At 61.4% G+C, this 23,423-nt stretch carries 20 protein-coding genes and 1 tRNA gene; 5 read left to right on the top strand and 16 right to left on the bottom strand.

The features are described from left to right. Positions 1–222: 222 nt before the first annotated feature. The 9 genes from FFI94_RS09960 to FFI94_RS09920 all read right to left on the bottom strand — a co-directional run bounded on the left by FFI94_RS09960 (position 223) and on the right by FFI94_RS09920 (position 10,890). Positions 223–2,292, bottom strand: coding sequence for a cytochrome c oxidase assembly protein (locus tag FFI94_RS09960; RefSeq protein ID WP_138872814.1), 2,070 nt, complete (start codon positions 2,290–2,292; stop codon positions 223–225). A 46-nt stretch (positions 2,293–2,338) separates the two neighbouring features. Continuing rightward, complete coding sequence (locus FFI94_RS09955; protein ID WP_138872813.1) at positions 2,339–3,529, bottom strand: VWA domain-containing protein; 1,191 nt, start codon at positions 3,527–3,529, stop codon at positions 2,339–2,341. After that, positions 3,526–4,146, bottom strand: a complete 621-nt coding sequence (locus tag FFI94_RS09950; RefSeq protein ID WP_138872812.1) for an SRPBCC family protein — start codon at positions 4,144–4,146, stop codon at positions 3,526–3,528. The genes FFI94_RS09955 and FFI94_RS09950 overlap by 4 nt, the downstream gene beginning before the upstream one ends. Then, a complete protein-coding gene (locus tag FFI94_RS09945) occupies positions 4,143–5,015 on the bottom strand; it encodes a MoxR family ATPase (protein ID WP_138872811.1) in 873 nt (290 codons plus the stop codon). The genes FFI94_RS09950 and FFI94_RS09945 overlap by 4 nt, the downstream gene beginning before the upstream one ends. Next, positions 5,012–5,899 (bottom strand): XdhC family protein, encoded by an 888-nt coding sequence (locus tag FFI94_RS09940; protein WP_138872810.1) that lies wholly within the window; start codon positions 5,897–5,899, stop codon positions 5,012–5,014. Before FFI94_RS09940 ends, FFI94_RS09945 begins: the two co-directional genes overlap by 4 nt. 28 nt (positions 5,900–5,927) lie before the next feature. Further along, positions 5,928–8,315 carry an aerobic carbon-monoxide dehydrogenase large subunit gene (locus FFI94_RS09935; RefSeq protein ID WP_138872809.1) on the bottom strand — a complete coding sequence of 796 codons (2,388 nt, stop codon included), beginning with the start codon at positions 8,313–8,315 and terminating at the stop codon, positions 5,928–5,930. Continuing rightward, complete coding sequence (locus tag FFI94_RS09930) at positions 8,315–8,785, bottom strand: (2Fe-2S)-binding protein (RefSeq protein ID WP_138873703.1); 471 nt, start codon at positions 8,783–8,785, stop codon at positions 8,315–8,317. The genes FFI94_RS09935 and FFI94_RS09930 overlap by 1 nt, the downstream gene beginning before the upstream one ends. Before the next feature lies 1 nt (position 8,786). Next, entirely contained in the window at positions 8,787–9,659 is an 873-nt protein-coding gene (locus FFI94_RS09925; protein ID WP_138872808.1) for a xanthine dehydrogenase family protein subunit M, read from the bottom strand. A gap of 91 nt (positions 9,660–9,750) precedes the next feature. Continuing rightward, the gene (locus tag FFI94_RS09920) at positions 9,751–10,890 is read right to left on the bottom strand and encodes an XdhC/CoxI family protein (RefSeq protein WP_138872807.1); all 1,140 of its coding nucleotides are present in this window, start codon (positions 10,888–10,890) and stop codon (positions 9,751–9,753) included. A 92-nt stretch (positions 10,891–10,982) separates the two neighbouring features. On the opposite strand from FFI94_RS09920, the gene FFI94_RS09915 reads away from it, so the two are divergent. Beyond that, a tRNA-Arg gene (locus FFI94_RS09915) sits at positions 10,983–11,058 on the top strand. Positions 11,059–11,068: 10 nt separating this feature from the next. Here the strand turns inward: FFI94_RS09915 and FFI94_RS09910 are convergent. Then, entirely contained in the window at positions 11,069–12,595 is a 1,527-nt protein-coding gene (locus tag FFI94_RS09910; RefSeq protein ID WP_138872806.1) for an HNH endonuclease signature motif containing protein, read from the bottom strand. A gap of 65 nt (positions 12,596–12,660) precedes the next feature. Next, the gene (locus FFI94_RS09905; protein ID WP_138872805.1) at positions 12,661–12,951 is read right to left on the bottom strand and encodes a putative quinol monooxygenase; all 291 of its coding nucleotides are present in this window, start codon (positions 12,949–12,951) and stop codon (positions 12,661–12,663) included. Positions 12,952–13,090: 139 nt separating this feature from the next. Here FFI94_RS09905 and FFI94_RS09900 point away from each other — a divergent pair, with 139 nt between their 5' ends. Beyond that, on the top strand, positions 13,091–15,268 hold the full coding sequence (locus FFI94_RS09900) for a glutamine synthetase III (protein ID WP_138872804.1): 2,178 nt from the start codon (positions 13,091–13,093) through the stop codon (positions 15,266–15,268). 48 nt (positions 15,269–15,316) lie between these two features. Here the strand turns inward: FFI94_RS09900 and FFI94_RS09895 are convergent, their stop codons facing one another. Then, the gene (locus FFI94_RS09895; protein ID WP_397495437.1) at positions 15,317–16,666 is read right to left on the bottom strand and encodes a DUF4185 domain-containing protein; all 1,350 of its coding nucleotides are present in this window, start codon (positions 16,664–16,666) and stop codon (positions 15,317–15,319) included. Between the two features lie 217 nt (positions 16,667–16,883). Between FFI94_RS09895 and gdhA the strand changes: the two genes are divergently transcribed. Then, a complete protein-coding gene (gdhA, locus tag FFI94_RS09890; protein WP_033232785.1) occupies positions 16,884–18,227 on the top strand; it encodes an NADP-specific glutamate dehydrogenase in 1,344 nt (447 codons plus the stop codon). Positions 18,228–18,295: 68 nt separating this feature from the next. Here gdhA and FFI94_RS09885 read toward each other — a convergent pair whose 3' ends face one another. From FFI94_RS09885 to FFI94_RS09875, 3 genes are read right to left on the bottom strand one after another with little or no spacing between them, the layout of a single operon-like run. After that, positions 18,296–18,502, bottom strand: coding sequence for a hypothetical protein (locus tag FFI94_RS09885; RefSeq protein WP_138872803.1), 207 nt, complete (start codon positions 18,500–18,502; stop codon positions 18,296–18,298). Between the two features lie 14 nt (positions 18,503–18,516). After that, entirely contained in the window at positions 18,517–19,686 is a 1,170-nt protein-coding gene (locus FFI94_RS09880) for an acyl-CoA desaturase (RefSeq protein ID WP_138872802.1), read from the bottom strand. A gap of 43 nt (positions 19,687–19,729) precedes the next feature. After that, entirely contained in the window at positions 19,730–20,833 is a 1,104-nt protein-coding gene (locus FFI94_RS09875; protein WP_138872801.1) for a ferredoxin reductase, read from the bottom strand. A gap of 156 nt (positions 20,834–20,989) precedes the next feature. On the opposite strand from FFI94_RS09875, the gene FFI94_RS09870 reads away from it, so the two are divergent. Next, positions 20,990–21,622, top strand: a complete 633-nt coding sequence (locus tag FFI94_RS09870; protein WP_260683975.1) for a TetR family transcriptional regulator — start codon at positions 20,990–20,992, stop codon at positions 21,620–21,622. Between the two features lie 11 nt (positions 21,623–21,633). Here the strand turns inward: FFI94_RS09870 and FFI94_RS09865 are convergent, their stop codons facing one another. Next, positions 21,634–22,752: an FAD-dependent monooxygenase gene (locus tag FFI94_RS09865; RefSeq protein ID WP_138872800.1), complete on the bottom strand. Its 1,119-nt coding sequence runs from the start codon at positions 22,750–22,752 to the stop codon at positions 21,634–21,636. 68 nt (positions 22,753–22,820) lie between these two features. Here FFI94_RS09865 and FFI94_RS09860 point away from each other — a divergent pair, with 68 nt between their 5' ends. After that, positions 22,821–23,348: a hypothetical protein gene (locus FFI94_RS09860; protein ID WP_138872799.1), complete on the top strand. Its 528-nt coding sequence runs from the start codon at positions 22,821–22,823 to the stop codon at positions 23,346–23,348. Positions 23,349–23,423: the final 75 nt, after the last annotated feature.

Raw genomic sequence — 23,423 nt, 5'->3', positions numbered from 1 at the left:
GTGTGCCTTCGAAATCGAAATCAACCTGTGGATGAACACAGTGCCTGTGGAAAAGCAGCACTGCCCGGACCGTGTGGTCCGGGCGGTGTCGGTGCCTGCTGTTATGTCTTGCGGCCTCGTCCGTATTGCGGCCGCCGTTGACGGCTTTTCGACGCAACGAACCGGTGTCTTCCGTTCACGGCCTCGTCGCAGCGGTTGTCGCACATCGTGATTGATCAGCAGTCACTCCGCTGACGAGGAGTCCTCCGACTTCTTTTCACGCGGGGCCCAGCCCTCACGGTCTCGCCTCGCAAGTTCGGCGAACATCGCATTGTGCGCAGCCAGGTCTGCGTCGTGATCACGTTCGGCAGCACGGTCCGTGCGAACGGCCGTCTTCCGGTCGGAGCGTGACCACTGCACGAGCAGTGCGAGCATGACCACCATCAGCGGGATCTCGCCCGTCGCCCAGGCGATACTGCCGCCCAGTTTCTGGTCGCCGAGAAGATCGTCGTTCCAGCCCAAGCCCAGTGAGCGGAAGAACTCGCCGCCCATGATCGTGGTGGTGCTCATCAACGCAACACCGAAGAACGCGTGGAACGGGAGCGAGCCGAAGACCATGGCCAGTTTGGTCACGGGTTGGAGTTGGCGCGGTGAGGGGTCCACACCGATCGCCACCCAGTAGAAGAGATAGCCGCTGAGAATGAAGTGCAGGTTCATGAGCAGGTGCGCGCTGTGAGAATCGACCGTAGCGCCGTAGATGCCGCCGAGGTAGAGCACGTAGAAGCCGCCGACAAAGAGGACCGCGGCCACGATCGGGTGCGTGACAAATCGCGAGAACGGACTGTGCAGGGCAACCAGGATCCACTCACGGATTCCGGGTACACCGTCCTTGCCTGCGGGTTCGAGAGCGCGCAACGCCAACGTGATGGGTGCACCCAGAACCAGCAGGACCGGCGCCAGCATCGACAGTGCCATGTGCCCGGCCATGTGAACGCTGAATACCGCAGTCGCGTATTTGCCCACACCAGAGGACGTCGCGATCAGCAGTACCGCGCATCCGATCATCCAGGAAATCGTGCGGCCCACCGGCCAGGAATCTCCGCGCTTCGACAGCTTGCGCAGGCCGAGGAAATACAGGACCGCAGCCACGATCGCGGCAGTGCCGAACATCAAATCGAAACGCCATTCGGTCACGAACGCCACGAACGACGGCGGGTCCGGCAGGTTGTAGCCGAGTTCGACCTCGGGAATCGTCGGGATGCTCGACGGCGGAGGCGGCGGCGTGCGGCCGAGCCCGATCGCCAACCCGATGGTGGCGGCAAAGATGATGCCTTCGCCGCCGGCAAAGCGGATCAACGCCGAACGGGAGTTCGGGTTCTCGGCGAGCGCAGGCAACGCTCGACTGCGCTGCAGCCAGCCGAAGAATCCGAGGACGATCAGCGCAACGATCTTCGCGACAATCAGGCGGCCGTACGTCGTGGTGAACAGATCGTCGAGCGGGAGACGAACAATCGCGTTGATGACGCCACTGAAACCCATGACGACAAAACAAATGGTGGCGACAGTCGAAAAGCGCTGGGCAGCGACGTCCGTGTGGTCACCGCCGCGGCGAGCATGTGCCAGGAGCGCAAACAATCCACCGGCCCACAGCGACGCCGCAACGAGGTGCAGGATCAGGCTGTTGGTAGCAATGTCGTGCGAGCCGCCCGACGACGAGTGCCCGGTGAGTGCGAGGGGCATGAGTCCGAGCAGGCCGACCACCAGTAGCAGCGGCGTCCACCACCAGCGCAACGTCAGACGAGCCAGAATGGCGAGGACCACCGCGATGACGGCCGTCCACCGCCAGGCACCGGCGATTTCCACCTGATCGAGTCCTGACCACAGGTTTGCCGGTTTGATCGCTTCGGAGAACGGCTGACCCGACGTATCGGAGAGCGTCAGCGGAATCAGCACCAGCGAACATGCCGCCCACACGATCGCGGCGTGCGATGCCGTCCGGACAGCCCGATAGCCGTCGACGTCGAGTACACCGGACTTCTGCGGCGGCACGAAAAACGCCGCCAACAGCAGCGAGCCGATCGCGATGACCGCGGCAACCTCGGCGACAGCGCGAACTGCGGGGAGCCCGTATGTCGTGATTGCGCCGGGATCGGGAATGCCGAGCAGAGTCAACGCTTGAGACGCGGAAAACCCGACGACGAGAGCTGCGACCATCCCGGCAATCAGTCCACAGACCACGAAGATTGCGGTCGAAGAAGCGCGGACGCCTGTTTGTGGAGGGGAATCAGTCTGCGCAAGGTCGGGTGTAGCCATAGCTACCAGGGTAGGACGTCGGGGATCCCCGACGACAATCCACCTACTACTGTGCGTCGGAGACGGCGGTGAACAGGGCCCGCAGAGCGGTCAGTCGGTCTGCCGGGAGCACGGTGTCGCAGTAGGGCAAGGCCGCTGCCATGGAACCGGTCAGGGGTTCGAACCCGGTCCCACCGGCGCGGGGATTGAGCCAGACGACTCGATGGGCGCGTCGCCGTACTCGGGCCATAGCGCGGGAGAGGACGTCGGGTTCGTCGCTGTCCCAGCCGTCGGAGGCGATGATGACAACTGCGCCTCGCAGGGTATGTCCGTGATGCGAGGCGAGCAGTGACGCGATGGACGTTCCGATGTGGGTGCCGCCGTACCGGTCGACAACTCGGGTATTGGCTTCGGCGATGGCCGCGTCGGCGCTGCGATGCGCCAGGATCGGAGTCAGCCGGGTCAGCGTGGTCGAGAAGGCAAAGACTTCGGCGTCGCCGCGCCGGGCGGCGACTCTCATCAGATGCAGATACATGTCCGCGTATCCATGCATCGAGCGACTGACGTCACACAGCACCACAATCGTGCGGGGCCGCTGCTGTGGGCGGGCGCGGGCCAGGCGTACAAATTCGAAACCGGTGCGCCTCGCGGTGCTCATGCTTGCTCGAAGGTCGATGGTTCCGCGCCGGCCCAGTCTTCGCTTTCTGCGACGGCGCCTCGGCCAGTCCGGTTCGGCTTGTTCGAGCCACTGCCCGAGGAGCGCAAGATCTCTCGGGCTCAACTGCGCAAAAGGCTCCTCGGATTTTCCGGCGAGCGCGCTCGGGAGTAGCAGACCCGGCCGAACCTGATCCGGTCCGGCTTCTCGCCCACTCGACGTCGCACGCCCGATCCACGGCACGTCGATGATGTCCCCGCCGCCAGAAGCACCAGCCACAGCGCGAGGGGCGTCACCGGCTGCGCGATCGCTGCCCGTCCGGCGCGCAATGGGGTCCAAGCCCAGAGTCGCGCCCACAAAAACTCGCGCGAACTTCGCGTCGAAGACCTCGAGGTCTTCCTGACGGTTGATCAGTGTGATCCGCGCGGTCCAGTACAGCTGAGTCCGGGTGCGCGGCGATTGAACATGCAAGGCTTCACTGAAGTTGGCGGCCCCGACGGCCGAGACTCCAACACCGTGCCGACGCAAGACCTCGACCAAGGCGGTGGCGAAGGCTGCAACATCCACACCGCGCAATAATGTGGCGCTCGCACTGGGAATCATCTGCTTCGGCGACGCAGCAGTACGAACACGACGATCGCCGCGGCCACCGCAACAAGTAATGGCACGGCACGTTTCGCGACAGACCCGCCGGCGAGTTCGACAAGGTCGAGGGGTTCGACTGTCCGAGGTTCAGCGACCAGCGTTTCCGTAGCTTCTGTTTCTGTAGCCTCTGCCGGTCCGGCAAGTTTTTCTTCCAAGGATTCCGCAAACTCCCCCATCAACTTCTCCGATACCTGCGTGATCATGGAACTGCCGAACTGCGCCAGTTTTCCGACGATCTTCACATCGGTATCCACACTCACTCGCGTCTGTGCGCCTTCGGGATGTAGCTGCGCCGTGATGGTGGCGCTCGCATTTCCGGATCCGCGTTTGTCACGGCCACGGGCATTGATCACGGCTTTGTGTGTTTCTTCATCCCTCTCCACGAATGTTGCGCGGCCGGCGAACTCGCTGAGTACCGGCCCCACTTTGACGGTCACGGTGCCCAGGAAATCGTCTCCCTCCCGTCCGGTCATCTGCGCTCCCGGTAGCAGGGGCGCGATTCCTTCGAGGTCGGTCAGGGTTGTCCACGCCTGCTCGACGGGTGCGGTGACGGTGAATTCGTGTGCGATCTTCATGGTGGCCCTTTCATCAACTCGCCGCGCAGTACCGCGCGATCGTCCGGAGTTTTTGCCAATGCACCCAAGCTGACAATCACGTCCTCCCGAACCAGATCGGCTACCCCCAAGGTCACGAGTGCCGATACCCAGTCGACGGTTTCGGCGATGCCCGGCGCCTTGTCAAGATCGGCTCCCCGGATCTGTCCGACAAATGCGGTGGCATGCTCGATCAGCGCCGAATTCGCCGACGGCACCATGCGTCGCACGATCGCGACCGCACGCTCCGGTTCGGGGTAGTCGATCCAGTGGTAGAGGCAACGCCGCCGGAGCGCGTCATGGAGGTCGCGGCTGCGGTTCGACGTCAACACCACCACCGGATGGTGCAGCGCCGTGAACGTACCCAATTCAGGAACCGTGACGGAGGATTCACCCAGGAACTCGAGGAGCAGCGCCTCGAATTCGTCGTCCGCGCGGTCGATTTCGTCGATGAGTAGTACGGGAGCGGCCGGCCCACGGTGACGCACACACCGCAGAATGGGGCGTTCCTGAAGGAACTCCTCGGTAAACAGGTCAGCTTCGTCGAGCGCATCGCCACGTGCCTCGGACAGTTTGATCGCCAGTAGCTGACGCTGATAGTTCCAGTCGTAGAGAGCTTCGCCCGCACTGAGGCCCTCGTAGCACTGCAATCGAATCAACGGCGCATCGAGCGAGAGCGCCAAAGCCTTTGCCGCGGTTGTCTTCCCCACCCCCGGCTCACCTTCCAGCAGCAGTGGCCGCCCCAGTTCCAGAGCAAGATACAGCGCTGTTGCCGTGCCAGTATCCAAGAGACAGTCATGTGTGTCGAAGCGGCGGATCAACTCCGCGACATCGGTGAATTCGCCGCTCATGTCTTCTCGTACTTATGCCGACAGCCTGGCGAGCAGAACCACACGTCGACGCCGTCTTCCTCGAGGTGCGGAGTGTCAGCAGTGACGGTGACCGTCATCCCACAGATGGGATCGACTGCCGTTGTCCCGGTTGTGTACTCGCGGTGCTCGGCGCTCACACCATCGAGACGGATAGCTCGGACCACGTCGACAACTATGGAAAGTGCTATCTCTGCTGGCGTTTTGGCGCCGATGTACATCCCGACCGGAGTGTGAACTCTCGCCCGCTCCGAATCCGTCAACTCCAGTTGTTCGAGCACCGCAGCGCCCCGCACTCGACTCGCGACCAGGCCGATGTACTGCACTCCGGCGTCGAGCGCGGCGCGAATCGTCAGCGCCTCCTCGCCGCCGAGGCTTGCGATGATCACAGCTGTTGCATCCGGCGTCACAGCTTCCGCGGCAGACACTCGCACAACATCGAGGTCAAGCACGCGAGCGAACTCGACCACCGCATCCGCAATAGGGGTATCGCCGTACAGCGACAGCACATGTGCCGGCAGAGTGGGTTCCAAGAAAATTTCCATCGCGCCACCGGACAGACACGGATTGACCACCACATCCGCGCCGCTGGTCTTCGGAAATGTCGGCGCTCCATCGGGAAGTACTCGCAGCAGCACACTTTCACCGCTGTCCAACGCTCCTCTGGCTGCTTCGCGCACCGAATTCTGGGCACACTGTCCGCCGACAAATCCTTCGATCGTTCCATCCGAGAATACAATTGCCGTATCCCCGGGATGCGCCGACGTGGGTTGCTGAGCCCGGACAACAGTCGCGGTCACAAAAGGACGGCGCTCACCGATCAATTGCTCGGCGCGCACACGCACGTCGTGAGTGGTGCCGTTCATCGCCGCAACCTTTCTCGGATCGGGTTTCTCAGATCGGGGGTCTACCTCGACCCTGCATCGCCTCCCACACCCGCGACGGCGTCAACGGCATGTCTGCATGTCGAATCCCGAACGGCTTCAAGGCGTCAACCACCGCATTCACAACGGCGGGTGGCGAGCCGACGGTTGCGCTCTCGCCAATACCCTTGGCGCCGATCGGATGATGCGGCGATGGCGTCACCGTGAATCCGGTTTCGAGGTTGGGCACTTCCATCGCTGTCGGAATGAGGTAGTCCATGAGCGAACCGCCGAGGCAGTTGCCGTCCTCGTCGAAGCTGATGATCTCCATCAACGCCATGCCGATACCGTCGACGATACCGCCGTGCACCTGCCCCTCGATGATCATGGGATTGATTCGGGTTCCGCAGTCGTCCACCGCCAGGAATCTGCGAACAGTGACCTGCGCCGTTCCCGGATCGATGTCGACCACACAGAAGTAAGCACCATACGGATAGGTCAGATTCTCCGGGTTGTAACAGATTTGGGCTTCGAGGCCGCCTTCGATCCCCTCGGGCAGATCACCGGCACCGTGTGCCCGCATCGCGATATCCGCGATGCTGACCGACGCCGAAGGATCGCCTTTCACATGAAAGGACCCCTTCTCCCATTCGAGGTCCGCGACGGACACCTCGAGCATCCCCGACGCGATGATCTTGGCCTTGTCTCGTACTTTGCGTGCCACCAGCGCAGCGGCGGCACCGGATACCGGCGTTGATCGGCTGCCGTAGGTGCCCAGCCCAAATGGCGTGTTGTCGGTATCGCCGTGCACCACGTCGATATCGTCCGGCGGAATCCCCAGCTCTTCGGCCACGATCTGAGCGAAGGTCGTTTCGTGTCCCTGCCCCTGTGTCTGAACCGAGATCCTTACCACCGCTTTGCCGGTCGGGTGTATTCGCAATTCACAACCGTCGGCCATACCGAGTCCGAGGATGTCCATGTTCTTGCGCGGCCCCGCGCCGACTGCCTCGGTGAAGAAGGACATACCGATGCCCATCAGCTCGCCGCGTGAATGCTTCTCGGCTTGCTCGCGTCGCAAGGCGTCGTAGCCGATCATGTCCATCGCTTTGCGCATGGTTGTTGCGTAGTCGCCCGAGTCGTATTTCCAGCCGGTCTTGCTCGTGTACGGGAACTGATCCGGCTTCAACAGGTTCTTCAATCGCAGTTCCGCAGGGTCCATGTCCAGGTCGAAGGCAAGGCAGTCCACCAGACGCTCCACCAAGTACACCGCCTCGGTGATCCGGAAGGAACACGCGTAGGCCACTCCGCCCGGTGCTTTGTTCGTGTACACGGCCGTCATCGCGCAGTATGCGGCGTCGAGGTCGTAGCTGCCGGTGAAGACGCCGAAGAACCCGGCCGGATACTTGGTGGGTGCCGCCGTCCCGTTGAAGGCGCCGTGGTCGGCCAGCACATGCGTGCGGATGGCCTGGATCTTGCCTTCCTTGGTGGCCGCAATTTCCCCCAGCATGATGTAGTCGCGGGCAAAGCCTGTGCTGGTGAGGTTTTCGCTGCGGTCTTCCATCCACTTGACCGGTTTCCCGGTCACGAGTGAAGCGACTATCGCGCACACGTACCCCGGATAGATCGGTACCTTGTTTCCGAACCCGCCCCCGATATCCGGGGAGATCACGCGGATCTTGTGCTCGGGTAAACCTGCCACCAGAGCGTAGAGAGTGCGGTGCGCGTGTGGGGCCTGACTGGTCGACCACAATGTCAGTTTCCCGGAGACACGGTCGTAATCGGCCACTGCACCACAGGTTTCCATCGGAGCCGGATGCACGCGCGGGTAGACGATCTCCTGTTTTGTCACAACATCGGCTGCGGCAAACACCGCGTCGGTGGCAGCTTTGTCACCGGTCTCCCAGTCGAAGCAGTGGTTGTCCGTCTTGCCGTCGAGGTCCGTGCGGATCACCGGGGCGTCCGGCGACAATGCGGTACGCGCGTCGATCACCGGATCGAGGATGTCGTACTCGACCTCGATCAACTCCAAGGCGTCGCGCGCCGAGTACCGATCCTCGGCCACCACAAATGCGACCTCCTGCCCTTGAAAGCGCACCTTGTCGGTGACCAGCACCGCTTGCACGTCGCTCGACAGCGTCGGCATCCAGGCCAGACCCTGTGCGGCCAGGTCTGCTCCGGTCACCACTGCTTTCACCTTCGGATGTTCCTGCGCCGCAGTGGTATCGATGCTCACCAGTCGTGCATGTGCCACCGGAGCCCGCAGAATTGCCAGATGCAGCATGCCGGGCAGTTGCACGTCGTCGAGATAGTGGCCCTGACCCCGAATGAAGCGGGGGTCCTCCTTTCGGAGCATTCGCCCGTGCCCGCACGGCTTTCCGTCGTTGACCTCGAGCTCGGGAGCCGAGTCCACGGTGGTCATCACGCACCTCCTACCGGATGCGCCGCCGCCCACTGCACCGAACGCACGATCGTCGTATATCCCGTGCAGCGGCAGATTTGACCGGAAATCGCTTCCCTGATCGTCAGTTCGTCAGGATCGGGATCGCGATCAAGGAGTGCTCGCGCGGTAATCATCATCCCCGGAGTGCAAAAGCCACATTGCAATCCGTGGCAGTGCATAAAGCCCTCTTGAATCGGATCGAGCACGCCGCCGCGTTCGAGACCTTCGACGGTTCCGATCTCGTGACCGTCGGCCATAGCCGCGAGCATCGTGCACGACTTCACCGGTTCGCCGTCCACCGTCACGACGCAGGTCCCGCAATTGCTCGTGTCGCATCCCCAGTGAGTTCCTGTGAGCTGCAGTTGGTCTCGCAGGAAATGCACCAACAACATGCGCGGTTCCACGTCTTCCGACACCGGCTCGCCGTTGACCGTCATCGTTACCCGCATATCAATCTTCCCCAATCCTGGCCACAGTGGTTCGCAGAGTGCGGACGGTAAGTTCGCCGGCAAGGTGGCGTTTGTAGTCGGCGCTTCCGCGCTGATCGGTGACGGGCTCGCAAGCCTGCTCGGCCATCTCCCCTGCGCGCCGATAGACCTCTTCCGACGGCGCTTTCCCCTCCAGATACTCGGAAATCGCGGCAAGCGCCTGCGGATCGGAATTGACGGCGGTAAGGCCGAGCCGGGCTCCTGCTATCGCACTGCCTGCCATCCACACGGATGTACCAGCAGCGGTGATCGCCCAATCCCCCACCCGCCGTTCCACCTTCGCATAGGCGCTCGAGCTGTGAGCCCGACGCGCAATCCGAATCTCGACCAGAATCTCGTTGGCATTCAGGGCAGTCTCATAGGGGCCGACATGAAATTCCGCCATCGGAATGTCGCGGGTTCCCGAAGGACCACGTACGACGCACGTCGCCTCCAACACCGAGCACACCGTGCTGAGGTCTTCCGCCGGGTCGGCCTGACACAACGAGCCGCCGATGGTTCCGCGGTTTCGCACCACCGGATCGGCGATCACTTTTTCCGCGTCCCGAAAGATCGGGAAGGCGTCGGCAAGTTCGTCGGATTCGAGTAGCTGCCGATGGCGGGCCATCGCGCCGATCCGAACGTGTCCATCCTCAACAGCAATGTAGCCAAGTTCCTCGGCCAAGTCGTTGATATCGATCAGATACCCGGGGTTTGCCAGTCTCAGTTTCATCATCGGAAGCAGGCTGTGTCCGCCCGCAACAACGCGCGCCTGATTGCCCAGTCGCTCCAGCAATCCGATGGCGTCGTCGATACCGGTTGCCCGCTCGTACTCGAACGACCCAGGAACCTGCATGTGATGCACCCCACATTCGACTGTTATCTCAGCTTCTGCCGAGCATCACAGCGAGTCAAGGGGGCTACGGGCGGCCCCACAATTCCCCAGGTCAGCGAGTCTCCAATTCACCTGAACTGCGGTGAATGGGACCCTCCAACCCGCTCAGCGGCTTACCCTCACCGCCCCACCTCAGCGCAATGATCTCCGCCGCTATCGACACCGCGGTTTCCTCCGGCGTCCGCGCACCGAGGTCCAAACCGATCGGACTCGCCAGCCTCGTCAACTCATGGTCGGTGACACCCGCCGCACGCAATCGCTCGCGCCTGTCCTGATGCGTGCGACGCGAACCCATCGCGCCGACAAACCCGACTTCCGGCAGCCGGAGCGCGACCTCGAGCAGTGGCACGTCGAACTTCGGATCGTGGGTCAATACGCAGATCACGGTGCGTGAGTCGATTGCCCCGGCCTCCGCCTGCGCTGCCAGGTACCGATGCGGCCAGTCGATCACCACTTCATCAGCCGTCGGAAACCGTGACGGCGTCGCAAAAACCTCGCGGGCGTCACACACCGTCACTCGGTACCCGAGAAACGAACCTTGCTTGGCAACTGCGGCAGCAAAATCGATGGCGCCGAAAACCAGCATCCGGGCGCGGGGCGCGTAGCTCGCGACAAAAACCCGCATCCCCTCTCCCCGACGCTCACCGTCCGGCCCGTACGTCAGCACCTCCGTGCGTCCTGCCGCCAACAGTCCACGAGCGTCGTCGGTCACCGCCGAATCCACGCGCGCCGACCCGATCGACCCGTCCGTTGTGTCCGGCCGCACCACCAACCGGCGGCCCACCCACAGCGGATCAGGATGAGCAATGACGGTTGCCACCGCTACCGGTCGATGCTCGTCGACATCGGCGGCCACACTCTCGAGACTGCCGAACGTCTCTCTCGACACGGATTCGACAAATACCTCGATCGTGCCGCCGCACGTCAGCCCGACAGCAAACGCGTCGTCGTCTGCTACGCCGTACTTCTCGAGTGTGGGCACACCGGATTGGATTACCTCCGTGGCCGTTTCGTAGACAGCACCTTCAACGCACCCACCGGAGACCGAGCCGGTAACCGAACCGTCCGGGGCCACCAGCATCGACGCGCCCGGCATTCTGGGAGCTGACCGGAACGTCCGCACCACTGTTCCGACACCTGCCGTACCGTCGGCTCGCCACACCTTCATCAGTTCGGACAGAACATCCCGCATCTGCAGCTCCCATTCGGTGTCTTCTCCTATCGAGCGTATTCCAGACGGGGGTGATCGAGCGCCGTCGCGCGGGCAGGTAATATCGTCTCCGCGCCTCCGTAGCTCAGGGGATAGAGCAAGAGCCTTCTAATCTCTTGGTCGCAGGTTCGAATCCTGCCGGGGGCACCATACTTTCTGGTCAGAACGGTGGCGGCTCGTTCACCACGTGGGCGGGGATCGCAGCACGAGCCGGTCTCCGCTTTCGCCGCCATCCCGCCACCGTGGAGTCGAGTTGGAACTCGAGATCTGCCTCGACACCACGGCCATGGCATCGGAACAATCGCTCGACCACATGACTTTCTGTAAGCCGGAACCTCTCGACTTCATCGGGCTGCACATCGGGATCACAAAACGCACCCCGCGGCTTCGTCACGACAACAGAACCAGTCGGCGCGACCCATTCGAGCTCGCCTCCCCCAATCTGCCGCACCGACCAATATCCGAGCGTCTTGAGCCGATGATGCTTGCGACACACGCAGGCCAGATTCTGCTCGGTGGTGAGCCCTCCACGGTCAGGATTCGCATGATTGAACGCCACCGTGTGGTCGAGATCGCAATTCTCGGCCCGCGCAGCACAATTCGGGAACCGGCACGTGCCGTCGCGGGTCCGGACCGTCTGCGCCAGTGCTGCAGACGGTCGATACGTCCGCTCTTCCCGATGTCGTTTTCGGGCTGCGACGGCAGCTGGCGTGAGGAGGGGCGCAGCCGACCGCCTGCCTGCTCCGAGCACTGGTCCACCGGACTTGAAACCTGGTGCTCCGGTGAGGTTTTGGCAGAGAATCTGACGATCTTTCTCCGAGAGCGTCAGCACTTGCCGCCACACACCATCGGCCGCGATTTCCCGCGCCAACTCGGCGTCGATAGCACCGTAGCCGTGCAGAAAAGCCGGCAGATCATCAAATCCGAGCAACGTGGAAACGTTGACGCCCACCAGAATCGTCGCTTGGGACGGGGCTGATGCCGGCTCCACATCCCGCCCACAGTCAGTGCCGCACGCACAGGCGAGGGTCGACCGGCCCTCCGACAGCGCCACTAAAGCGTCGGCACGACGTTGCGCCAGGGTCCGAGGATCGCGAGCACACACTTGCCGCGACATCGTCGCCAATTTTGCCGCCACTATCTGAGCACCAACTGCCGGCAGCACACCGTCGAGCGTCGACATACCGTCGACACCTGCACTGATCCGCACGTCACGATCTTCCTGCGCGCGGCGACGCCGAGCGCGCGCACCTTCCGGATCATGGCGTGCAATGAGACTGCGCGCTCGAGCCTTGAGACGGCTACTGCTGCATTTGCCTGCGCCGTCGAGAAGTAGCTGTTCAATGAGATCAAGTGCATCATCGGACACATTGGCCAGCGCATCCGAGCAAGCCGTCGCCTTGCCGAGATCAATCTCACCTGACGCAAATGCCGCAGACACCCGATGCAACCGCAAGCGCAGATCGCACCCCAACGCAATCATTCGCGTCGCCGCATACTCAGTGATGCTCAGAACGAACGCAACCTCGACGTGAACGAATTCGCCCTGAACCGCAGGATTGCGTCCGGCCTTTTCATCCTCGGCGCAGCGTTCGAAATACAGCGACGTGACGGCATCAATTTCGAGGAACTGGGCGCGCGCAATGGACGCATGTCTTTCGATCAATGCATCCACAGTGTCGCTCATCAAACCCCCCAGTTCGAACGTACAATCGATTCTAACAGCAATCGATGCCTATGGGAATAGCTGCGTCACAACACTTTTGAATAAATCTGTGCCGGGACGGCCTTCTCGAGATTGTCCAGCGCCGCCACTAGCCGCACAAAATGCTCGGTGTGCGTGTGGGCGTCCAGGTGTGCCTGAGATTCCCATTCCTCCACCAACATCAGCTCACCGGAATTGTCGCCGCACCGAAGCAATTCGTAGCTGATGCAGCCATTCTCCTTGCGGGTCTCGCGCACGAGTTCGCGGTAGAGATCAATGACCTCCGCAAGATTTTCCGGCTCGACTGTACTGCCCACCAACACCCTGATCGCTGACATTCGTCAATCCTGCCCGAACCTACCGACAAGTTTGCAAGCAGGCGAAATACCTAGGAAACATTCCCGATACAGAAGGTTCGTAAGGTGATCGGCAATCGGGTCGCAACAAGCTGCCCTGGGCCGCGCGAGGGGTACGTAGATGAGTGGAAACGCAGTTCGCCTGCAAGCGATCAAAGACGTCGAGGCCTACACACCTCCCGTTGTGAGTTTCTCAGGCGACGAAGCTCCCGGTGAAGTGTTCGGCGCCAACGTGTTCAACAAGGTGGTGATGCAGAAGCGCCTGCCCAAGCAGATCTACAAGTCCGTGATCGCGACAATCGAACAGGGCAAGCCTCTGGACCCGGCAGTTGCAGACGCCGTCGCATCGGCCATGAAGGACTGGGCGCTCGAGAAGGGCGCCACCCACTACGCGCACGTCTTCTACCCCTTGACCGGTCTCACGGCCGAGAAGCACGACAGCTTCTTCGAGCCGGTGGGCGACGGATCGGCGCTCGCCGAGTTCGCGGGCAAGACGCTCATCCAGGGTGAGCCGGATGCGTCGAGCTTCCCCAACGGCGGTCTGCGCAATACCTTCGAGGCTCGCGGTTACACGGGCTGGGACGTCACCAGCCCGGCCTACGTTCTCGAGAACCCCAACGGCAATACGCTCTGCATCCCTACGGTTTTCGTGTCGATGACCGGCGAAGCGCTCGACCACAAGACTCCGCTTCTGCGGTCACAGCAGGTAATGGGCCTGCATGCCGAACGCATCCTCAAGCTGTTCGGCCATACCGAACCCGAGCAGATTGTGTCCTTCTGCGGCCCCGAGCAGGAGTACTTCCTGATCGATCGGCACTTCTTCCTCGCCCGCCCCGACCTGCTCAATGCTGGCCGCACACTCTTCGGCACCAAGCCGCCCAAGGGCCAGGAGTTCGACGACCACTACTTCGGCGCCATCCCCGAGCGCGTGCTCGGCTTCATGATGGATACCGAACGTGAACTGTTCAAGCTCGGCATTCCCGCAAAGACCCGCCACAACGAGGTTGCTCCCGGCCAGTTCGAGATCGCGCCGATGTTCGAGCGCGGCAACATCGCCGCCGATCATCAGCAGCTTTTGATGACCACGTTCAAGACCGTCGCCAAGAAGCACGGCATGGAGTGCTTGTTCCACGAGAAGCCGTTCGACGGCGTCAACGGCTCCGGCAAGCACGTCAACTTCTCGCTGGGCAACTCGGAGCTCGGCAGTTTGCTTGTCCCAGGCGATAATCCGCACGACAATGCTCAGTTCCTGGTGTTCTGTGCCGCTGTGATCCGCGCCGTCCACAAGTACGCCGGACTCCTGCGCGCTTCGGTGGCGTCGGCTACCAACGATCACCGTCTCGGCGCCAACGAGGCTCCGCCCGCGATCATCTCGATCTTCCTCGGCGACCAACTTGCCGACGTGTTCGAGCAGATCGCGAAGGGCGCTGCGACGTCGTCGAAGGACAAGGGCACCATGATGATCGGTGCCGACACGCTCCCCGTTCTCCCCACTGATCCCGGCGACCGCAACCGGACAAGCCCATTTGCCTTCACCGGCAACAGGTTCGAGTTCCGCGCCCCGGGTTCCATGCAGACGGTCAACGGTCCGATGGTCACGATCAACACGATCATGGCCGAGGCTCTCGACTACATGGCAACCGAACTCGAAACGGCAGTTGCCGACGGGGCCGATTTCGACACCGCTGTCCAGAACCTGCTGACCGACATCATCACCAACCACGGCGCCGTCGTCTTCAACGGTGACGGCTACTCGGAGAACTGGCAGATCGAGGCAGAGGCACGCGGACTTCCCAACCTGCGGACCACGTTGGACGCTTTGCCCGAGCTCATCTCCGAGTCTGCTTTGGAACTCTTCGACAAGTACAACGTCTTCAACCACCGAGAGATGCACAGCCGCTACGAAGTCGGTCTAGAGCAGTACGCGCTGAGCATCGGCGTCGAGGCACGCCTTGCGGCTGAAATCGGCACGACGCTGATCCTCCCCGCCGCGGTCCGCCATCAGACCGAGATCGCGCAGAACTTCGTTGCATTGAAGGCTGCGGGTATGGAACCGGATTCCGCGCCGCTGACCGAGGTTTCCGAACCGGTAACCGCTCTTCGGGCAGCGCTTGCCTCCTTGCGCGCAGCGATCAAGGAAATTCCCCACGGCTCGCCGCTCGAAGCTGCCACTCATGCGCAGGAGGCATTGATGCCGGCCATGGCGGATGTTCGCACCGCTGCGGATCTCCTGGAAACCATGGTTGCGGACGACCACTGGCCGCTCCCGACGTATCAGGAAATGCTCTACATCCTCTGACGACAAAGAATATGGCCTGCAACCGAATTCCGGTTGCAGGCCATATTTCTATTCTGCCGGCAATCTCATCTCGAGGAGTTCAGCTTCACCGGTTGTCGCGGGGTCCGGACGGTCACGCGAATCCGACGACGACATCTTCATGCCCGTCAGGTCTGTCTGCATATAGATCACGTTGTAGCGATCCCACGTTGTCGCCACAAACTCGAGCGTGTTGCCGGTTCGAGAGGTCCACGGGTGCATGAACCCGCCGTACAGGCTCGGCAAGGTGTATCCACTCAGAAGGGTCTGCGTGCCACTCCACGGCCCCTCGGGATGATCGGCCTGCCGGATAACCAGGCTGCCATCAGCGCTGGTGTACATAGCGACATACTTGTCCAGATAGTCGTTCCACTGCACCGCGAGTTCACTGACCGGAGCCTTGATGACCTGCACCGCATCGTCGGAGTTCACGCTCCAACCCGAACCGTCCCAGTACGTGTATGCAAGAGGATTTCGGATTTCGAGACCCGGGACGCGCGCCAACACTGCCTTACCGAAGCGTCCGGACGGTGTTCCGTACTCGTAGATATAGCCGTCGCCGCCGTCGAGGAACGCGCTCTGCTGAAAGTTCTCGTTGATCGAGGACACCGCCGGGATTCCCGGAATATCGAGGCCGGGAGTATTTGCGCGGACCGTCGCAGGGTCGATGTCCCAGTTCTCGCCGTTGTCCGTCGAGTACGCCAGCGCCGAGTAGTTGGTAGTCCAGGCGCCCGGCTCGTCCCACGTTCGAACGGACATGAACCGGATGTACTGCACACCGCCGTACGAGATGCCCGCCGTCGGGATCGTCGTGAACTCGAACGGGATACCGAATCCGGGGATGATCTCCTTGGAGTGATTCGGAAGGTCCTTGGGCGAACTGTCGATCCGTAGCCCGTCCTGGAAGTCGGTATTGCTGCTGCGGAACAGCACGTTGCTGCGCCAGTCGTCGCCTTCGATCTCGCAGTCGCCGACAGTGTCACCGAATGCCATCAGCACATTGTGGTCGGCTCCGGAAAGCCCGTTGTCCCACATGATTCCGAGGTCTGTACCCGAAACGTTGAACCGGTCGATCGTGTCGTTCGGGCTACCCGGCCCGGTCACCATCTCTATCGCCTTGGTTCGGCCGGTCAAGACGGGCAATGCGCCGTTCGGAGCGCCTGTGATCCAGGGCAGCGAATTGACCAGTGATCCCGTGCCTGCAGAGCCTGACAGGGAGCCAGACATCGAACCCGTCAGCGAACCCAGCGAACCGGTACCGCCTCCCCAACACGGTCCACCTACGGCGGATGCCGCTGGGGCCGACGCGATGGTTGCCGCAATCGTGACTACACCTATGGACAACAACGCTGACAACGACCGTTTCGAGCGCACATGCATCCCCTCTGTCTATTTATTCGCTCCGCCAGCAAACCACCAGCGCAGTGTTAACAGAGTGAAAGAAGAGCAAATCGTTATAAAACGGTCACTTGATTTCCAGGCGAAATGCGGTGTGGCGGATTTCACCTTCGCCCAACGGATGCCGGATTGGGCATCAAAGACGCCTACTATGTAACGGAAATGTAAAAAAGTACTCACAATGTCAGGTAGGTGAGCGGTGTCCGTACGTGACCGCGTAGCGCAGATTTATGATCAGGTGTTGGTTCGCAATGCAGGTGAGCCGGAGTTCCACCAGGCTGCAGCTGAAGTTTTCGAATCCCTCCACGTCGTACTCGAGCGCCACCCGCGCTACGCCGACGCCGGACTGATCGAGCGCCTCTGCGAGCCGGAACGCCAGATCATCTTCCGCGTGCCGTGGACCGACGACAACGGCAACGTTCACGTCAACCGCGGCTTCCGCGTCCAGTACAACAGCGCGCTCGGCCCGTACAAGGGCGGCCTGCGGTTCCACCCCAGTGTCAACCTGGGCATCGTGAAGTTCCTCGGCTTCGAGCAGATCTTCAAGAACTCCCTCACCGGCCTGCCCATCGGCGGCGGCAAGGGCGGATCGGACTTCGATCCCAAGGGCCGTACCGACGCAGAGGTCATGCGTTTCTGTCAGTCCTTCATGACGGAACTGCAGCGCCACATCGGTGAATACACCGACGTTCCCGCCGGCGACATCGGAGTCGGTGGCCGCGAGATCGGTTACCTGTTCGGCCAGTACAAGCGACTGACCAACACCTACGAGTCCGGCGTTCTCACCGGCAAGGGCATCACCTGGGGCGGATCTCAGGTTCGCACCGAAGCCACCGGCTACGGCGTTGCGTACTTCGTCGCCGAAATGCTCAAGGCCAAGGGCGAAGACCTCGAAGGCAAGAACGTTGTGATCTCCGGATCCGGCAACGTTGCCATCTACGCGATCCAGAAGATCCACAAGCTCGGCGGCGTCGCCATCGCTTGCTCCGACTCCTCGGGGTACATCGTGGACAAGAAGGGCATCGACCTGGACCTCCTCAAGGAGATCAAGGAAGTTCGCCGCGGCCGCATCAGCGAGTACGCCGACGCAGTTCCGCACGCACAGTTCATCGCCGGCGGCTCCATCTGGGACGTGCCGTGCGACGTTGCACTCCCCTGCGCAACCCAGAACGAGCTCGACGAAGACGCAGCAAAGACCTTGATCGCCAACGGCGTTCAGGCTGTTGCCGAAGGCGCGAACATGCCCACCACCCCCGGCGGCATCGCACTCTTCCGCGACTCCAACGTCGCGTTCGCTCCGGGTAAGGCAGCCAACGCCGGTGGCGTTGCCACCTCGGCTCTCGAAATGCAGCAGAACGCGTCACGCGATTCCTGGAGCTTCGAGTACACCGACGAACGTCTCGCCCGCATCATGCGTGGCATCCACAGCCGCACCATCAACACTGCTGCGGAGTACGGCAAGCCCGGCGACTACGTGCACGGCGCGAACATCGCCGGCTTCGTCAAGGTCGCCGACGCCATGATCTCGTTGGGCGTCATCTAAGAAGTACCGTTTAACCGGGAAAGGACGCCTCCACGCATGTGGGGGCGTCCTTTTTGTTGACGGATAAGTTAGGTTGGCAGATCGGTTTCGTCGTCAGCGGCGGCTTTCTTTGCCGCCTCACGCATTTCGATACCGTCGGATACCCAGTCTCCAATTTCCCGCGTCACGTCGCGGACGGCACCAGCGATAATCATCGCAATGGATCCGACGTGCGTCGCAGCCGATTCCGTCAATTCCTGGACGGTGTCCTTGCGACGTTCAAATTTCCCGACCATCACATGTGCGCCTCTCAGGCTACGGTTCTCTGGCGTTCGACGATAACACCGGTGAGACTCTGTGACTTGATCATTCCAGGCGGCAGAGCAAACTTGAAGATCTTGCCCCATACCGATCCGATCTGCTTCCAGAAGCCACCCGTGTTGTACGGCAAACCGTATTGCGCACACAGCGCCTCGACCTCGGGCGCAATCTGCGGGTATCGGTGTGCCGGCAGGTCCGGGAACAGATGATGCTCGATCTGGTGGGACAGGTTGCCGGACATGATGTGGAACAACGGACTGCCCTGAATGTTTGCACTGCCGAGCATCTGACGGACATACCACTGTCCCCGAGTCTCGTCGGCCGTCTCGTCCTCGGTGAAACTCTGTACGCCGGTGGGGAAATGGCCACAGAAGATGATCGAGTACGTCCACACGTTCCGCACGAGATTGGCGGTGACGTTTCCGGCCAGAGTCGTGACGAACAGCGGTCCGGTGAGAGCTGGGAAGATGACGTAGTCCTTGAGGACCTGCTTGCCCGCCTTCTTCCACCAGCCTTTGAGAAGGGGTTTGACGTCGTACCATTTCCGCTTTCCGGCGAGCACATTCTCGATCTCGAGATCGTGCATCATGACGCCCCACTCGAAGAGCATCATCAGCGCAAACGCCCACACCGGATTACCGAGGTAGTATGGATTCCACTTCTGGGCTGGGTCGATGCGCAGAATGCCGTATCCGATATCCCGATCTTTGCCCAGGATATTTGTGTACGTGTGATGCATGTAGTTGTGCGAGTGACGCCACTGGTCCGCCGGGCACACCGTATCCCATTCGAACACTTCGGAATTGAGGCCGGGTTCACGCATCCAGTCGTACTGACCATGCATGACGTTGTGCCCGATCTCCATGTTGTCGAGGATCTTCGAGATACTCAGCGCGCCAACCGCCGCGAGCCACACCGGTGGCAGGAAGCCCAAGTACATCAGGCCTCGGCCGGCAACCTCGAAACCCCGTTGCGCCTTGATGATCCGATATATGTACTCACGGTCTTCGGCACCGAGCGATGCGACCGTGCGATCTCGAATCGCATCCAATTCGCGGCCGATTTCCTCGACCTGATCGTAGGTGAGTACAACCGGAGCGTCGTTCTTGTCGGATCCGTTGTTCAGGAAAGGCAAGGTGGAAAGTGATAGTCCAAACATGACAGTCTCCAAAGAGTGTTGGTGCGCTTGGAAATCGGTGCGCTTAGATTTCTACGGTGACATCGCCGACGGGCGCACTGACGCAGAGTTGGATCTTCTTGTCGGGTTCGTCGTCGGTCTCACCGGTGCGAACGTTGCGGGTGCGGCCGAGTTTCTTGACCGAGGTGCAGGAGAAGCAGATGCCCATACGGCAACCGTATTCGGGGCTCAACCCAGCCGCTTCGGCCTGCTCGAGGAGTGTCTCGCCCGAGTTTTCTGCTGCCACTCCGCTTTTGGTGAACAGCACTTCGCCGCCGGCCTCGCCAGGTTCCGCGGCTGCGGGCGCAAACTCCTCCGTGTGGAGCAGATGCTCTACCTCGAATTCACGAAAAACTTCACGCACACCGTGCATCAGTCCGGGTGGTCCGCAGAGGTACGCCTGTGCATCAGCCGTTTCCGGATCAGCGATCCAGGGCGCCACTGCACTCAGGTGCGTATTGTCGAAGAAACCGTCGAGGTCTCCCCCACCGGATTCGGTGTACACCAGTACCAGTTCTACATTCCGATATTGCTCGGCGATGGCCGTCAACGCGTCGAGATACGACACATCTTTCTTGGTGTTCACGTAATGCAGGAACACGATCTCGCCGGTGTGTCCGTCGTCGACGAGGGTGCGCAGCATCGACATCACGGGGGTGATTCCGCTGCCGCCGCTGATCAGGAGGATGTGGGAGGGCTTAGTGTTTGGAAGCATGAAAACGCCGTCGGCCTGCGACAAGCTGACCACAAGTCCCGGTTCGGCATGCGCATTCAGATACTGCGACACCAGACCGCCTGGATGAGCTTTCACGGTGAGTTCGATAAGCCCGTCGCGGCTGGACGCAGAACCGGCGGGTGAATAACAACGAGTGTGACGCACCCCGTCGATCACGACACCTACCTGGACGAACTGTCCGGCAGAGAATCCGCGCCACTGGCGCGTCGGTCGCAGCGTCAATGTCACTGAATCAGCAGTCGGATGGTCGACCGATACGACCTGCGCGCGAATATCGCGCACCGTCGCCATGGGATTGACGAGTTCGAGATACCGGTCGATCTGATGCGGAGCAGCCATGGCTTCGATCAGGGCCAGCCCGCGGCGGGCAAGAGTCTTGGAGTTCGATGCCATTGTCAGCCACTCCTTCCAGGTTGCATAATTTCAGTGTACAAATGTTCACTGATAATAGTGTGACAGGTGCACACAGGTATATGTCAAGATGATTGTGACGTGGGTTACGCGATCCACAGAAGGAGTCCGCCGTGCCGGTACCTACACTCGTACATCGTGACCAAGGCTGAGCCGGAAAATCGCGCCGCCAAGAAGGAGCGCACACGCCAAGCGCTGCTCGACACTGCGATGGATCTCCTTACCGACCGTAGTTTTGCCGGCATCAGCCTCCGCGAAGTGGCCCGCGAAGCGGGCATCGTTCCCACGGCCTTCTACCGCCACTTCGCGTCGATGGAAGACCTCGGTGTCGTCCTGGTCGAGGAGAGCATGCGCATGCTTCGGCAAATGTTGCGTGATGCCAGACGCGACCCCAGTCCCAAGAATGCCGGAACCTCACTCGATATTCTTGTCCGCCAGGTTCATTCACACGAGCGAGAGTTTCGCTTCCTGTGCCGCGAACGCTACGGCGGCATCAGCGAGATACGACGCGCCATCAGTACCGAGATGCGATTGTTTGTCAGCGAACTCACCGTCGACCTCTCGCGAATGGCGGGCCTGGAAAAGTGGCGACACGATGATCTTGAGATTGCCGCCGACCTGATCGTCGGCGCGATGTTCACTGCCGTCGTTGCACTCCTCGACGCCGACGCACCGGGTTATCCCAGCGAAGACGTCGTGATCGCGCGGGCCGAGAAGCAACTACGACTGATCATTCTGGGTATGGCTACCTGGGATCCTTCTCGTTCCTAGGACTCGAAGAACTACATCATGTTTCGAGTGCTGAAGTTCGATCCCATCCCCCGAAGAAACAACTCGGACGGGAGCGCTCGCAGTGCGAAGTCTCGAACGAGCGTAGTGCCGGCACCTCGCGTGAGGATTATTCGGGCGGACCGGCGCGAGCGTTTTTGAAGGCGATGGGTCCTCTTGGTGCGAAGGTAATCATAGGTAGCCACATCATGAGCATGAGCGCCCAGCGTGACAGCGTCCTCGAGAGCCTGACATGCACCTTGACCGAGATGCGGCCCCATCGCATGCGCGGCGTCACCAACGAGCACAACGCTTTCTCGAACGAACGACGGCAACGCTGGAAGATCTCTGATGTCGTGCCGAAGAATCATCTGCCGTGCAACTGCGGAGATGAGTTGAGGAACGGGATCCGGCCAGTGCAGAAAAGCATCCAGCGACGGGTCCGGTTCTTCCTTCGACAGTCGGGCGGCAGCAAAAACGTACAACCGCCCGTTCCCCAGCGGAACGATGCCGAATTCTCCTCCTGCACCGAGGATCCCCCCGACCTCGACAACACCGACATCGACGAGATCGACGTCGTCGACAATCCACCTCCACGCGCGAATTCCCAGCGGCCGCGGAGCCGGATACTCAGGGAACACTGCTCGTCGCGTGAGACTGTCTATTCCATCCGCGCCGACGATCAGATCGAAATCTTCGGTGCGAGCACCACACCGAATCCCACCACCCACTTCAATCGCGGTGACTGCGCCGCCGAGTCGTAAGGTCACCGACTCCGGAAGTGCTGTGCGGAGAACATCGACCAGATCGGCGCGGTGCATGGCCACGAAGTTGCCGTGCAACGTACGGAACCTCTCCGCATTGGTACGCAGCAACCACCGACCCTGGCGGTTGCGTATCCCACCTACCCAGCCTGGTGCGGCTCTGCTCCGAATGTCATCGCCAATTCCGAGGTGATCCAGTGCGGCGAGTGCGTTCGGCCACAAAGTGATTCCGGCACCCACCTCGGTAAGGACCGGAGCTTTCTCGAACACCGTGACCGTCCAGCCTGCGTTCGCGAGCGCTAGCGCCGTTGCCAGGCCCCCGATACCGCCTCCGATGACTCCCGCTGTTCGTATCGTCGATCCCCTCATACTCGATAGTGTGAGCCATGCGGCGATTGCGCACGTGGTTCATAGCGGCAGGAACCTGTGGAGGTCTCTTGGCTGGGGGAATCCTGGTCTTCGGCCTGCTCGACGAACGACGAAATCCGGCACCAGCACCGCAAGGAGTAGTGATCGGACAGCCCACCTGCCTGGCACCCGCTGTGCTTTCGTCGCTGATCCCGGTGCCGGTGCTCTCACCGGAGCCGTCGGTAGATCCGTTGCCGCCCCCGGGAACGATTCCCAACGATTTCCATCCGACGTCGGCAGTGGTGTGCGAATTCATGGAGTACACCGCCGACCACGGCTACGCGGTTGTGCGCCAGACCAGCAGGATCGGCAACCTCACTGCAGTAGTCGAGGAACTTGATCGCCCTTCGGCCAAACGGCCTTGGTTCGGCGAATGCCCCACCGCAGCAACCATTCCCACTCCTGTCGTGTGGCTGGTCAACGCGGAGGGAAACGCGGTGAGGGTCGCTTTTCCCGTTGACGGGATGTGCGGAAACCCGCTACCCGACGCCTACAGGGCAATCATGAATCTGACGGTGCAGGACGAGCAAATACACAAGTTGCCTCGGTCATCGTGAAACGGGTATGGGTGCGGGCCATATGACTGCCCCGCAATCTGGCTGCGCGAGCAAGAGTTGTGGCGTCATCGCAAC

It is taken from the genome of Rhodococcus sp. KBS0724 (genome assembly GCF_005938745.2).
Taxonomy (GTDB): Bacteria; Actinomycetota; Actinomycetes; order Mycobacteriales; family Mycobacteriaceae; genus Rhodococcus_F.
The sequence above is the reverse complement of the archived record's forward strand: the minus strand, read 5'-3'. Positions and strand labels throughout refer to the sequence as shown.